Source organism: Paenibacillus sp. 2KB_20 (assembly GCF_052115765.1).
Classification (GTDB): domain Bacteria; phylum Bacillota; class Bacilli; order Paenibacillales; family Paenibacillaceae; genus Paenibacillus_AQ.
Genome location: NZ_JBFRHH010000005.1, coordinates 475,909 through 490,018 on the forward strand (window position 1 = coordinate 475,909; position 14,110 = coordinate 490,018).

At 47.8% G+C, this 14,110-nt stretch carries 10 protein-coding genes and 1 pseudogene; 3 read left to right on the forward strand and 8 right to left on the reverse strand.

Features of this window, described 5'->3' with window-relative positions; genetic code table 11:
• Positions 1-6 precede the first annotated feature (6 nt).
• Positions 7-402 carry a DUF4878 domain-containing protein gene (locus tag AB4124_RS16680; RefSeq protein ID WP_441973542.1) on the forward strand — a complete coding sequence of 132 codons (396 nt, stop codon included), beginning with the start codon at positions 7-9 and terminating at the stop codon, positions 400-402.
• A 629-nt stretch (positions 403-1,031) separates the two neighbouring features.
• On the opposite strand, the gene AB4124_RS16685 is transcribed toward AB4124_RS16680, so the two are convergent.
• Both AB4124_RS16685 and AB4124_RS16690 read right to left on the reverse strand, forming a co-directional pair.
• Positions 1,032-3,359: an ABC transporter permease gene (locus AB4124_RS16685; protein ID WP_441973574.1), complete on the reverse strand. Its 2,328-nt coding sequence runs from the start codon at positions 3,357-3,359 to the stop codon at positions 1,032-1,034.
• Positions 3,359-4,063, reverse strand: a complete 705-nt coding sequence (locus AB4124_RS16690) for an ABC transporter ATP-binding protein (RefSeq protein ID WP_430108292.1) — start codon at positions 4,061-4,063, stop codon at positions 3,359-3,361. The genes AB4124_RS16685 and AB4124_RS16690 overlap by 1 nt, the downstream gene beginning before the upstream one ends.
• 318 nt (positions 4,064-4,381) lie before the next feature.
• Here AB4124_RS16690 and AB4124_RS16695 point away from each other — a divergent pair.
• Positions 4,382-5,533, forward strand: a pseudogene (locus AB4124_RS16695) (IS3 family transposase).
• 83 nt (positions 5,534-5,616) lie between these two features.
• Here the strand turns inward: AB4124_RS16695 and AB4124_RS16700 are convergent.
• The 6 genes from AB4124_RS16700 to AB4124_RS16725 form a co-directional block, all read right to left on the reverse strand.
• Complete coding sequence (locus AB4124_RS16700; RefSeq protein ID WP_441973543.1) at positions 5,617-6,579, reverse strand: carbohydrate kinase family protein; 963 nt, start codon at positions 6,577-6,579, stop codon at positions 5,617-5,619.
• Positions 6,580-6,595: 16 nt separating this feature from the next.
• A complete protein-coding gene (locus AB4124_RS16705; RefSeq protein WP_441973544.1) occupies positions 6,596-8,104 on the reverse strand; it encodes a glycoside hydrolase family 32 protein in 1,509 nt (502 codons plus the stop codon).
• A 5-nt stretch (positions 8,105-8,109) separates the two neighbouring features.
• Positions 8,110-9,459, reverse strand: a complete 1,350-nt coding sequence (locus tag AB4124_RS16710; protein WP_430108297.1) for a DUF2961 domain-containing protein — start codon at positions 9,457-9,459, stop codon at positions 8,110-8,112.
• Between the two features lie 65 nt (positions 9,460-9,524).
• Positions 9,525-10,382 carry a carbohydrate ABC transporter permease gene (locus AB4124_RS16715; protein WP_076325500.1) on the reverse strand — a complete coding sequence of 286 codons (858 nt, stop codon included), beginning with the start codon at positions 10,380-10,382 and terminating at the stop codon, positions 9,525-9,527.
• Between the two features lie 13 nt (positions 10,383-10,395).
• Positions 10,396-11,235 carry a carbohydrate ABC transporter permease gene (locus tag AB4124_RS16720; RefSeq protein ID WP_256720775.1) on the reverse strand — a complete coding sequence of 280 codons (840 nt, stop codon included), beginning with the start codon at positions 11,233-11,235 and terminating at the stop codon, positions 10,396-10,398.
• Positions 11,236-11,302: 67 nt separating this feature from the next.
• Entirely contained in the window at positions 11,303-12,616 is a 1,314-nt protein-coding gene (locus AB4124_RS16725) for an ABC transporter substrate-binding protein (protein WP_441973545.1), read from the reverse strand.
• A 199-nt stretch (positions 12,617-12,815) separates the two neighbouring features.
• On the opposite strand from AB4124_RS16725, the gene AB4124_RS16730 reads away from it, so the two are divergent.
• A complete protein-coding gene (locus AB4124_RS16730; RefSeq protein WP_076325503.1) occupies positions 12,816-13,676 on the forward strand; it encodes an AraC family transcriptional regulator in 861 nt (286 codons plus the stop codon).
• Positions 13,677-14,110: the final 434 nt, after the last annotated feature.

Genomic DNA, 14,110 nt, shown 5'->3' on the forward strand with positions numbered 1-14,110 from the left:
GTAATAATGACAAAAGTTGTTATTAAATTTGGAATTATTATGTTATTTTTACTGTTTTTTGTAATTTTAATTGGTTGCAGTAACAAAAATCATCCGGAGAGCGTATTAAAAAATTATATTAAACTAGTAGAAGAAAAGAAGTCTGATGAAGCTTATACTTTATTGAATCCAGATAACTTACCGGATAAAGAACTGTTTGCTGATTCCATCGAAAATCAACCAACGATTAAATCATTTAAAATTCTTGAATCAAAAAAAGTTGATGACAGCACCTACAAATTTCTTACAAACATGAAAACTGATAATGGTATAGAAAGCGAAAATGTGTTTGTTTTGGTAAAAGAAGGTGGAGATTGGTTGATTTCTTTAAACACTGATCCTACTAAAAGTATTGAATTTTAGGTAATCTCGTATACCATTTAGGAAGGCACTTGGTAAACACAATGGCCCTGGGCACACCTTGAAGTGCACCCCATAGATTCGTTGACGGAGATAAATACACCTTATCGCAAGCAGAGTTAGCAACTTCATTAAGATCAAATCAATGGACTTATCGGACTGGATTATTAAAAAACGGAAATATGATCATTGATCTTCATTGGATGGAAATACATCCTGCATCCCTCAATCACAAATAAAAAAAGGACGCGATTCGCTCACGTCCTTTTTTGTCACCAACTACCTCAATCTTGCCAACAGAAAACTCCCTCAAGCCTTCCTTCTTGAGCTTATCCCTACTTACACCTATTGTCTGAAAACCGTCTACTATATTACTCTACTTCTCAATATACCCCTCAATAACTCAACCTTTAAACATCTTCTTTCACCAACACATCAAAAGTCTTTCATATGCCCATCATTTTCTTGCTCATTGACCTTTTCTCCGGATACGAAAATAGAAAGCTGTCCTTGATACTCCCACATCTTTATCCAAGGATATGTTCCCTCTGGTAGCTCAAAAAAATCCATTACTCTAGAGTTTTACTAAACAAGTATAAACACGCAAAAAGTTAATTAAGCAGGAATACAATTCACTCCACACCCTTCAATGACTCAATCATGTGAATCCGAGTCACCTTTTTCTGAAGCATGAGGTTGGAGAGGAGGGTCAGTAAGAATGCCAGCACAACCGATGCCAGCAGGATCACTAGGTTTAATTGATCCGGGATTTGCTGATGCGTACTCGATAGCGCCTGGATGATGATTGAATAGACATAACCGCTGATCGGCAGGGCGACAATGACCGCAAAAGCGGTTAACAGCATGTTTTCAGAGAAGATCAGCCGATTGATTTTACGTTTGGGGTAGCCTAAGACCTTCAGCGTAGCAAGCTCACGATTCCTTTCATAAATGTTGATGGAAGAGATGGTGTAGATGGCGCCGAAGGACAGAATGACGGCGCAGACGATAAACATGATGAAGATAAAGCTGTTTTGCTTCAGCATATATTGCGCTGATTTCTTGAGATCATCCTTGTCTGCAATGGCATCCACCTGCGGGTCTTGTTCAAAGAAGCTGCGAACTCCCGCCAGATCTGCAGCGCTTTGGACGCTCACTAACAGCGAGGATGGATTGTAGTCTATACCCAAGCTCTTCATATAGCCCGGTGTGCTGTAGAACGACGGATTCGAATACTGTGTGGATATATCCAGAACCCTCATATCGACGATGGTTTGGTTAAACTCCGGTGCCGTAAATTGAATCTGAATCGTATCCCCTTCAGCAATATGATACTGATCGGCGTAAGATTTCGGTACCAGCACGCCATGTTCCTCTAACGATAGCCGATTGCCTTTTTCATCATAAAAGCGAATCAACTCATTATCCTGCTCCGTAACCACGAGCGCAGCGTTTTCTTTGTTTTCCCCTTGGATGAATTCCACAGGGTAGGTGGACAACCCATAATGGTCTGCAATGCCGGAGGGCAGTGCTGCCTGATCCGGGAACGAGCCCATCGAATAATCGACTCGTAAATCATACATATTTACCTCTTCAATTTGGCTAGCTACCTTGAGCAGGGCCGTCTGCGTACCGAAAGCCGTGATCAACAAAACCGTACTGACCACAACACCAACGGAGCTCGCTAATGCTTTTTGCTTATTTAAGAATATATTTCTTAGAATCAGCTTGTAGCTGTAGGGCAGCCGACTCCACATCCCCGGAACTTTCTCGATGAGCAGCTTCTTCATCTTCTTCGGCGGTTTCGGACGCATCGCCTGGGCAGTACGTTCTTGCAAGATCGCTCTGCCGCTGAAATAACAGGACAGCATGCCAAAAGCACAGGAGCATATCATCGGAGGAAGGATCGAAAATAACGAAAGGGAGAACGTTAGGTCAGGCAGGGAGTAGGATCTTCCAATCGACGTTGTAATGAGTGGAATGAACAGGACGGCGGCGATGGCATAGCCCAAGATGGAGCCGATGACACCCGCCAGCACAGGGTAGCCCATGTAGTGAAGCATGATGCTTCTATTTTTCACCCCTAATGCCTTCATAATGCCCACTTGATTTCGCTGAGAATCGATAACCCTTGACATGATCAGAAACAGGATCACCGCTTCAATCAAAAAGAGCACGATCGGGATCACCCTGCTCATCAGCTTATTATTATGGATCGTTTGCTGGGTCTGGGAATAATTGAAGGTACGTTCTTTGCTGACCTGGCTTACATAAGGGAGTGACTGGGAATGTGCCTCAATGGCCTGGCCTAACTGGTCAATATCGTAACCATCCTGGGCAGTAATCATGACCTCATTGTAAAACATGCCGCCTGCGATTTCAGATATGGTCTCTTCGGGGATATAAGCTATTCCAAAAGCTTGATGGTCCTGGGTTTCGTTCTTCTTGGCATGCTCCACATTCTCGTTCAAACCGCTAATCGTGAACGTCATATCCTTGTCATTCACACGAATGCTGATGGAATCACCGACACGGTAATGATGCGCCTCGGCATAGTGGGAGTCCAATAGGATCTCATTTGGCCCTTCTGGCATCCTGCCCTCCATCATCCTGGACGTGTTGGTTGCATTCGGTACGGGGATCGAATGCACCGTTAATGTAGCTTTATCATCTTCAAAAGCCTGTTCGACCTGGACGGTGTAACGCCCTTCGATATGTTGAATGCCTTCGATGCTCCGTAAATCCGCAACATCCTCTGCGGAAATTTCACCGTAATAGACGTTCAAGTCGCTTAGATTATGTTCTTGAAAATACCCCTTCGTATAGGCGCTAAGATTGTCGCTCAAGGTAACCAGCCCCGTGTAGAAAAAAGCTCCCACCGCGATAACCAAAACAATGGCTATGAATTGTCCTACCGATTGTTTCATGTCCCTTAATAATTTCAACGCTAAAATCTTCATCACCACTCGATCCCTTCAACGCTTTGTTTGTGCTCATTGATCGTGATGCTCTCGATCTTCCCGCTCTTGACGCGGATCACTTTATCCGCCATCGGCGCGATGGCCGAATTATGGGTGACCAGCACGACGCATGTCTTCGTTTCCTTGTTCAAATCTTGAAGAAGCTTTAACACCGACTTTCCTGTCACATAATCCAAAGCACCGGTGGGTTCGTCGCAGAGGAGAAGCGCGGGATTCTTGGCAACCGCTCTTGCGATCGCAACTCTTTGCTGTTCGCCGCCAGAGAGCTGGGAAGGGAAGTTCTTCAAACGATCCGTTAGTCCAACCTTATGTAAAATATCACGGGCGTCCAGATGGTCCTTACATACCTCTGTCGCAAATTCCACGTTCTCCAGCGCATTCAAATTCGGAATCAGGTTATAGAATTGAAATACGAAGCCAACCTTCTCGCCTCGATATTCGGTTAATCTCTTCTCGCTCCATCCCGTAATCTCTTGATCTCCAACAAACACTTGTCCCGAGGTAGCGGTATCCATCCCGCCGAGAATATTCAAAATCGTGCTTTTCCCCGCCCCGCTGGCCCCTAGAATCACGACGAATTCCCCCTCCAATATGGAGAAGTCAACGCCCGCAAGGGCTTGAATCGTCACCTCGCCGATTGAATAGGCCTTGGTTACGTTTTTGAATTCGATTAACGTTGTCACTTCTTACATCTCCCCGTATTGGATTTTCCGGAAATGGGTTGCCTGCCATTCCCGGTCACTTGTGAAGAAACTACCGTTTCTCACTAAACCGCTGGTTTCATTCTATATCCATCATATCTAGCCTCATGGATATTTCTTCCTGCAGCCGATGTATTTGCGTATCGGTCTTCAGAAGGGTCTTTGTCGCCGCTTCTCCCGCTTGGCATCATGAACACAATAAGAGCCATATAAGTGGTATTATCTCCTCAGGGTAGACAGTGAAAAAAGAGGACATGTTACAATGAGCTCAAACACTGGATACCGGAGGGGATTTTTGTTATGTCAGCAAAGAAAGGCCAAACCTTTAATCGATATAGTGAAGAAACAAAGAAAGAAGCCGTTCGTCTGCGAGTGGAAGAAGGTTGGGCGTACAAACGGATCATGGAGAAGTTTGGGATTAAGAGCGAGAGCCAGATTATCACATGGGTTCGTAAAAGCCAAAACGGCGAGAGTTTTGAGGATTACCGGGGACGTTGGACGAAGAAACATTTTAGTAGTGCAGAAGAAGAAAATGCCTATCTGAAAGCGCAGGTAGAATATCTAAAGAAGCTCAATCCAAATTTGCACGGAGAGGGAAGCTGGATTTCGAAGCCCGGTGCCAGTCCGTTCGAGAAATAAGCAAGCGGGCACCTGTGGTCTGGCTGTGTAAAATGGCTGAAATCTCGCGTGCAGGTTACTACAAATGGATGAAAAATGCTGCCCTCCGAAAGAAACGAGCAGATCCGGATGCGGATCTAAAATCACATATTTTAGGCATTCACCGGCTTCGTCCTTATTTCGGCTACAAACGTATGCGAACCGCGTTAGGCAAGGAAGGCCTTGTGGTGAATCACAAAAAGGTACGCCGCTTAATGAGAGAACTTCAGATTCGTTCCGTGATTCGCAAGAAACGTCCATTTGCTGGCCGGAAACCGTCCGTTCTGTTCCGTAATGTCCAAAATCGGGAATTCTCGGTGGCAGCTCTTGTGCAGAAAGCTTGTGACGGATATTACGTATGTCCGAATTGGGCATGATTTTGCGTATCTCTCGGTGGTGATGGACCTGTTCAACAACGAAATTGTAGCCTGGGAACTCTCCGAGCGAAATGACTTAAAACTGGTTACGGACACAGTGAAGAAACTGAAATGTGGACCTTCCTAGCTCCATTCGGATCAGGGGTTTCAGTATACAACACAAAGCTATGACAAGTTGCTTGAAGAGAAGAAGCTCACAGGAAGCCATTCTCGGCGTGGGAACTGCTATGATCATGCTTGTATCGAGTCTTTCTTCTCGCACTTAAAGACGGAGAAGTTGTATTTGGAGAAACCTCAGAATCTGGAGCAGGCAAGAAGTCAAATTACGGAGTACATTTCGTTTTACAACATGGAACGTTTCCAAAACAAACTGGGCGACCTCTCCCCCATTGAATTCCGGGAAAAAGTCGCCGCTTAATAGAATCTCTTTTTTCATTGTCTACTTGACGGGGCAATGACCAGAGAGACAAGAGCTTTTCTTCATATGAGAGTTGCATACCATTACTTTAATTCCCGAAAAAAGCGTTCGATCCTGGCTCTATCCGGCAATGCAGGGATTCCTCCTTTTTGGGTCGTGGCCAACGCGCCGGCAGCATTGGCGAAACGGACACATTCAGCCACATCGTCAACGGTCATCCCATTAAAGCCGTCGGGGATTCCCAGAATTTTGCCGATCGCCGCTCCGACAAAAGCATCTCCCGCTCCCGTTGAATCAACCATTCGTACGGGATAGGCAGGCGCCGTCCCAACCGCATGCAGATAACGGTAAAAACATCCCCGTTCCCCCAGCGTCACAAAAATCAAGGGGATGTCGAACTTCCGCATCAGCTGCAAGGTGCCTTCGCCCGGATCTATTCTTCCTGTCAGAAAGATCAGTTCCTCCTGGGATACCTTCAGAATATCCGCAAAGGACAGCCCCTCTTCGATTGCCTTCTTCGCGTCCGCCAACGAATTCCACAGCGATTCACGGAGATTGGGATCGAACGTAATCAGAAGCCCTTGTCTTTTGGCGTGCTTCAAAGCTTTGAGAGTTGCTGTTTTTGCCGGTTCCGCCGTCATGGACAATGAACCGAAATGAAACACCCGTGACTTCTCGATGAGATTGTAATTCAATTCGTTCTCATCCAGAGTAAGATCCGCACCGGGATTACGACAAAAACTGAAGGAACGCTCCCCATGCTCAGTCAGGTGAACAAACGCCAACGTGGTATGGACTTCCTCAGAGAACCTCAATCCCTCCGTATTGACGCCGTACTTCTGCAAAGTGTTCCGCAGCAATTCACCAAAGCGATCGGTTCCCACTTTACCCAGAAATGCCGTTCTCATCCCCAGTTTCGCCAGCAGCACAGCTACATTGGCGGGTGCCCCGCCGGGGTTGCATTCAAACAAAGCCTGCCCTTGTTCCGAGTTCCCGGCGGGCGTAAAATCAATTATCAACTCTCCCATCGTCACCACATCAAACATCTACTAGGCCCCCCCCTCACCAAACGGAACGTAGCTTCCAGGACTGGAAGGAGGTCAAGCTCACGGATCCGCCTCGGCTGAACAGAAGAGTGACTATATTGCCCGGATGCGGAAACAAATTGTGGGTCATCACTGTACGTCCCTCATCGCCGTAAATTTCCACAACGCTGGTATCCATCAAAATATGAAGCTTCAGCTTTTTCTGCCCAAACGCCTCCAATTTAAATTCGCATATACCTTCACTCCAGCCATCGGATCGACTGCGGTCGAATTTCAAAATCCCTGTCGTTGGAAAGTAAGAGAGCACCGTTTCCTCGGTTCGGTCTGCGGAAACCCGTAGCTTAAACCCAAATTCCTTGGCATCGCAATCCTCCAGATCGAATTCGGCGATCATCTCCCACGCCTCGCTCGCCAGATCGTCCAGAATAATTTCCATGTCTGCCCCAATCTGCTGTTCGCTGCTTCTGAACCGGCCTTTCTCCCGCAGAGAAGCAAGTTCGGCTATCGAGAGAAATTTCAGCCTTCCGTCTTCATCCAGCTCCACCGTGCGTGGAATCGACATGGACCCACACCAGCCCTTTTGTGTGGGTGGCGCAAAATCCTTGAACCACGGCATCCAATCCCAGGAGTTCAACCAGGCGATAATAATTCTCCTACCCTTGTCGTCCAGCAACGATTGCGGCGCATAGTAGTCGAAGCCAACATCCACCTCGCCCTGCACATCCCAGTTGAATATTCCGGTGGTATAGTCCATGTCCCCCACCAAGTAGACGGTTTTCGTATTTCCCATGCCCATCGGCGAGAACATCAGTACATGCTTATCACCCAGCGGAAAGAAATCCGGGCATTCCCACATCGTCCCGAGACCGCCGTCGCTTTCGGCCAGGACATTGATATATTCCCACTGCCGCAGATCAGGCGAACGATACAGCAGTGCCTTGCCCCGACCGTCCTTGCAGGAGCCAACGACCATATACCAGCTATCTTCGTGCTTCCAGACTTTCGGATCACGGAAATCGTTCGAACCCGTTTCGGGAGGGAGGGCAATCACGGGATTGCCCTCATATTTTTCGAAATGAATGCCGTCTGTGCTGGTGGCCAGGCACTGCGTTTGCACCACTTCACCGTCACGAATAACCGTTCCGGTATAGAACAGGTACAATACTCCATTATGATCCACGGCCGAACCGGAGAAGCATCCGCCCCGCTCATCCAGATCGTAAGGCTCACTCGGCGCGAGCGCCACCGGGAGATGTTCCCAATGCACGAGGTCCTTCGATTTGCTATGTCCCCAGTGCATCGCGCCCCAGCGGTCTCCGTAAGGGTAATACTGGTAAAAGAGATGGTATTCTCCTTTAAACTGAATGAAACCATTCGGATCGTTAATCCAACGGGCAGGCGACATAAAGTGGTATTTGTGCCGCGACGGTTCCCGCGCGGCCTCTTCCCTGATTGCAGCGATGGCGGCTTCGGCCTTCGCCAAGGCCTGCACATGCCGTTCTTTACTTCCTTGCTGAACAGCCATTATGTTTATTCCTCCATCGTTTGACGTACTTGTCTGGCTTGCTTCACGTTGCCTTCAGAGTGCCAAGGCGTACGGTCCAGCTTCTTCTGCAGTTCGGCTTTTCTTCCTTGGTCGTACTCTTTCATGCGCTCCTCGGCCATCTCCTGCGACTGCTGCATTTCGGCGTTCAAGGACACGCCTTGCGGCTTCGCTATATTGACAAGCTGCGGCATCAGCTGGATTCGCTCCTCCACCGGCAGGATGCCAAACGGCTTGGAAGGCAACGTCTGGTACCAATAAGCGGTCGAGGACCAGTCGTCTGCCAGATGGTTGGCATGCCCGTGTTCAATCGTTACCTTCAAGCTTTTCGAGAAGTGGATCGGATCGGTAATATGGAAGCGGTAAGACACCTGGTAACCGGGCACGTCGCTTTCATGCACGATCGAGCCGCAGAACGGGAACGCGTTTTTTTGCATGCCCCAGGCGTGATTGAAGTAATCTTCCGCCCCGGTGCCGACGATGCTCGGCAGTTCCTCGCCGTCGATAAAAATCATGTCGTCGCCTTCGCCCCACCAGCTGCCCTGGAAATGCGTGACCGATAAATTGCAGCCGATATAATGACCTTCTCCTTCCGTCTCCAGAATTACGTAGTTGCCGGCGCCGTCCAGATTGGCCACGCGGTTGACCTCCGGCGTGTTGACCTGCAAATTCGCGCCCCACCCGTCGCACGGATATTCGCGTCTCCACTGCGCGTGGAAATAAGCAGTGTTTGCCTCTAACGGCTGGCGGTACAGTTCATAATCGATGTGAAAATAAAGACCGAACGGCACATCGTTTTCATTGACGATTTCGATTTTGGCCCGCTTGTTGAACGGCATCGGCAAATAGCAGTTGACCGAAGCGACGCCGCCGAATTTAAACTGTTCCTCCGGTTTGACGGACACGGTAAACGGCAGCGAAGCGAAGTTCCCCGGCATGGAATGGCCGATGCAAAAGAAGTCGCCGAGCGGCACGAGTACGCTGGGATGAGCCTGATCGTCCCAAGTCATTTTGATCAGTACCTTACGGTACCAAGCCGGATCGGCCACCTCCCACGTGACGCCAAGCGCGTTGTGAATTTCATTAACCGGTGCAATATTGGCTCCGAGGTCCGGGCGCATGACGCTTGGCCCCAGCACCCGGCGGCAGAAGGAAGTCATCCAGATGTGCGAAATGCTGCCGGGTCCTTCGATATCCCCCAGCACGACGCTTTCCCCTGCCGGGATCATCCAGTAATCCTGGTTTTTCCCTTCCTGATCCCAGCTGGAAACCCGGGCTGTACGAACCTTTTTGATTTGCGTCAGTTGTCCTAAAAAGTTAGCGCTTTGATGATTCATAATAAGTTCTCTCCTTCATCTATTCATTAATTTAGGTAAAACCATTGAAAGTAGGGTAAAAGCAACTATCCTTTAACTGCTCCCGCCGTCATGCCTTCGATAATAAACCGCTGGAACACGCCGAAAAATATCAACTGCGGGACGATAATCAGGATGCCGGCGGCCAGCGTGCCGCCATAATCGATACTGTACGCCCCTTTAAACTGGGAGATACCCAGTGAGATCGTATATTTCGCCGCATCGCTAATCAGCGTCACGGCGAACGGAAACTCATTCCAGATATACAGAATGTTGAAAATAAACACCGTGGACACAACCGGCATGATAATCGGAAACACAATCGATTTGCACAGCATGTATAAGCCGCTCCCGTCTATAATCGCAGCTTCCTCCACTTCTTTTGGAAATCCCCGCAAAAAACCGGTAAACAGCAGCGTATTAAATGCGATCGCTGTCGCGATATAGGGCAAGACGAGCGACCCGTAACTGTTGAGCAAATCCAGCGTGATCGTGATTCGGTAAACGGGAAAGATCAGAATAAACGCCGGAATGGCCAGGCCGGAAATAAAATAGAGCTGGATCAGGTTTTGGAGCCTCTTCGACTTGAACACCATACGAGTTAATGCGAACGAGCTCATGAACGTGATGACGATTTCGATCACGATTGTGATGACCGCGACGAAGATCGTATTTTTATATAAAGTGAAAAAATCCAGTGTGGCGAAAGCCCGTTTGTAATTTTCCAAGCTCCACGACGCGGGCCAACTGAAAGGGTTGTTCAAAATCTCGCTGCTGTTGCGAAAAGAGAGAAAGCAAACCCAAAGCACCGGCAGCAAAATGAGCAAAGTCACCCCATAGGCCAACACGTACCATCCCAGCGTTTTCCATCGGCGACGAAACGAGATATCAGCTTCCGTACTCATTTCCATCTCTCCTTCATTCCTCTATGTTGGACTTGCTCAGCTTCAAATAGGCGACGGAAAACAGAACGGTCAGCAGAAATGTGACGGTTGAAATGGCCATCCCGTATCCGTATTCAGCGGAGGTAAATGTCGTATTGTACATATAGGTGACCAACACTTCCGATTGATGGTTCGGCCCGCCCCCTGTGAGCATAAACACGGTTTCAAAAATCTTGAACACATTGGTAATGACCAGCACAACAACGATTTTGTTCGTTTCGTTCATCATGGGCACCGTGATGTGCCACAATTGCTGCCGGGAGCCTGCACCGTCAATCGCGCTCGATTCGTACACGTCCCGGGGAATCATCTTCAAGCCAGCCAAGAAAATCGTGGCAATGAACCCGATCTGCTGCCAAACGAACACGAAGCCAATGGAGTAAGGCGCCAGCGCCTTACCGCCAATCCACATCTGGGTCAGGTTTCCGAGCCCGAGCTTGAGCAGCAGCATATTGATCAGCCCCATTTGCGGATCGAGCACGAATACCCAGATCAAACCGACGACGATCGGTGCGATGATGCTAGGCGTATAGTTCAGCGCCTTCAGGGCGCCGCTGCCCTTGAATGCGCGGTTTAGCAGAAGCGCCAACAGAAACGATAGCGGAATCAGCAGGATGAGCGATACGCCGAGTATAATGAACGTATTTTTCAGTGAAACCCAGAAAAATGAATCCGTCAAAAGCCGTTTGTAATTTCCGAGTCCAACAAATTCCGGAATACCGATACCCGTGTATTTTGTCATGCTGTAGTAAAACGAGATGAGGATCGGGATGACGATATAGCCAGTAAACAGAATCAAAGCGGGAAACAACATGAAACATATATTTCTTCTCTTGCTTAACCAGATCATTTTCTTTGGATTCCTCCCTCCCCTATCTTCTTCACTGCTGTTCGATTTTTTGGTCAATCAAATCAAGAGCCTGTTCAGGCGAATAGAACCCGTTAATGACTCCGTAAATACTGTCATACATGGCATTTCCAATCGCATCGGAAACCACGAGATCTGGTTGGGCAATCGGTTTTTCCCACTCTGGCTCGTTCATCGCTCTGATCAACTCGGCATACACCGGGTGGGAATTCTTATCGACATCGGCCTCATAGTTGGTGATCGGCGGCAGTTGATTGTCAACCATGATTTGCATGCCCTCCTGACTGTAATAGAAGGTGAAGAACTTCTGTACAGCATCGTATTTCAACGAGTCTTCCTTCACCTTGGCACTGGCTACCAACGGTGCGGAAGCGGAAATCATGGCAATTTTCTGATTTCCCACACCGTCACTGAAGGTTGGACCCCAAGAGAATCCGACCGTCTCGGCAATCGGGCTTGCTTCCAACTTGCCTGTTTCCCAGGCTCCGGCATCCAACATTGCCGCCTTGCCCGAGGTGAACATTTCCACTGCCTGAAAATAGCTCATGGTTGTCACGTTTTCGGGAAATGCTCCAAGCTCCTGCAGTTCGGCGATTTGATTAAACAGACGAAGGAAATCGGGATTGTTAAACTTCTCTTCTCCTGCCAATATCGCGTCGATTTTATCAAAGTAACCATAGCGGGTTAACATCCCAAGAAAGGCCCAAATGCTGTAGTTGTCTTTTGCGCCTTGTGCGATTGTCACCACATTGTTCGCTTTAAACACATTGACTGCTTCAATCAGTTCTTCATAGGTCTCCGGCACTTTGACGTTGTACTCCTCGAACAGCGCCTTGTTGTACCACAGGCCAGTAACCAGCGATTGATAAGGCAGACCGAATTTCTTTCCGCTGTCCTCGTAGTTTTTTAGCATCATCGGGTCGATGGCGGAGAGCTCCGGTGTGTCGTTAATCATCTCGCTTAGATCCAGCAACAGGCCAGCCTGATTCATCTCTTTGGCCGAGGCAGGCAGCATCCAGAAAATATCGGGCATCTCTCCGGATTGAGCCTGAACCTTCATTTTTTTGATATGGTCGTTCGTATCCGCTCCGGATAAATTGACCATAATTTCGGGATGCTTGGCCTGAAAAGCTTCGATCGCCTCATACATGGCCGGTTCCTGATCCTTCACATTGGCGACGTGCATCGCGATATTCAAGATTACTGACGCCTCGCCGGCACTGCCTCCCCCTCCATTCACAGCGCTTTCATTTTTAGGACTTCCACAAGCTGCCAATGACGTTATCAGCATCAACATGGCAAGCATTCCAGAGAGTGCTTTCTTCATTTTCATTCCCCCCTAATAGTTGAAGAATCGTAAGAATTGTGCAAATATTAATCTAAACGGAAGGTTAGTCCCCTTCTTTACATTGCCATTCTAATACGAATGAAAGCGGTTGTATTTAGCAGATGTTAGGGATTATTTATCAAAAATTGCTTCTTGTTTCACTTCCAGAAAATAGATTCAACGTAGGAGGTACCAACGTATGATCCTCGACAGCGTGTCGCCATATATCCGTGTCGCCATGGATGACATCAATACGGAACCTTGGTTTATACAAGAGCGGGTGTTGTTCGACTACGAACTGCTTTACGTAATGGAAGGGGAGCTCTTAGTAACAATTGAAGATGATGTTTATGAGGGAAAGCAGGGGGATATTTTTCTGTTTCGCCCGGGACAGCGCCATTCGCTCCGCAAAACCAGCCCAAAATTGCGGCAGCCTCATATTCATTTCGACTTCTTCTATCAAGAGGACAGTCCGGGGGTCAAGGTCTCCTTTCGCTCCTGGGACAAAATTTCAGAAGAGGAGAAGCAATGGTTTCGCGAAGATATCATGGACCAAATGCCCGTCCCGTTATCCAGTCACCTCCGCCTCAAAAATCCGCTGCTAATCGAACAAATGCTGATTCAATTGATCAATGAGTTCGATATGAAGATGCCTTACTTCGAAATCAAAATCAAAGGATTGTTCATCCAGTTATGGATTCAAATTTTGCGGGAGAATTACTGGAATCTCCATCCTCATCTCGTTACCAATTTTCAGACCTTGCTTAAGGTAAAGGATTTCCTGATGAACACGCCAGAGCGCAAAGTTACCTTGGAAGAGATCTCTAAAATGTCCGGCATTAGCAAGCATTATTTGATTCGGCTGTTCAAAAAGGCCTTTGGCATGAGTCCTCTTCAATATCACCAATTCATCCGGATTCAGCGTGCAAAACATTTGATTCAGTTCACGGACGATTCCATAAACGCCATTGCCGAGAATATGGGTTTCCCGAACATTCACGCTTTCAGCAGGGCGTTCAAAACAGTGGACGGGATTCACCCTTCTTTTTACAGAAATTAGCGAGCGCCCAATCATGAAAGCGCTCTACAAAAAATCCTGCCTTCAGAAATACAGCGGCAAGTCGGAATTCTCCCGACCTGCCGCTGTCATGATGTTAAAATATGTTCTTCATCGACGGCGAACCTTGGCCGCCACCACTTTCATAATGTCAAGCTCCGCATCAGGCAGCTTTTTCATCGTTCTATGAATCAACTCCTTTAAGACAATTGTCTACCTAATATTCTACATTTGTCTTAAACAAACAAAGATATGTTGCCACTTCTCCCGCTTGCATCATAAACACAAAAAAGAGCCATATAGGTGAAAAACACCTACATGACTCATCTGACAGTGCAACCCGAGACTCTTCTATCCATTTTAAGCCCAGCATATTAGGGCTTCGAAACTCAGCAACATCGTCTGCTAATACGCCGAAGCTTGTACGATGAACGAGT

Coding starts and splice junctions, on each gene's coding strand:
- AB4124_RS16700 (WP_441973543.1), bottom strand. CDS start 6,579: ATGTTTGATGTGGTGACGATGGGAGAGTTGATAATTGATTTTACGCCC.
- AB4124_RS16710 (WP_430108297.1), bottom strand. CDS start 9,459: ATGAATCATCAAAGCGCTAACTTTTTAGGACAACTGACGCAAATCAAA.
- AB4124_RS16715 (WP_076325500.1), bottom strand. CDS start 10,382: ATGAGTACGGAAGCTGATATCTCGTTTCGTCGCCGATGGAAAACGCTG.
- AB4124_RS16680 (WP_441973542.1), top strand. CDS start 7: ATGACAAAAGTTGTTATTAAATTTGGAATTATTATGTTATTTTTACTG.
- AB4124_RS16685 (WP_441973574.1), bottom strand. CDS start 3,359: ATGAAGATTTTAGCGTTGAAATTATTAAGGGACATGAAACAATCGGTA.
- AB4124_RS16705 (WP_441973544.1), bottom strand. CDS start 8,104: ATGGCTGTTCAGCAAGGAAGTAAAGAACGGCATGTGCAGGCCTTGGCG.
- AB4124_RS16730 (WP_076325503.1), top strand. CDS start 12,816: ATGATCCTCGACAGCGTGTCGCCATATATCCGTGTCGCCATGGATGAC.
- AB4124_RS16725 (WP_441973545.1), bottom strand. CDS start 12,616: ATGAAGAAAGCACTCTCTGGAATGCTTGCCATGTTGATGCTGATAACG.
- AB4124_RS16720 (WP_256720775.1), bottom strand. CDS start 11,235: ATGTTGTTTCCCGCTTTGATTCTGTTTACTGGCTATATCGTCATCCCG.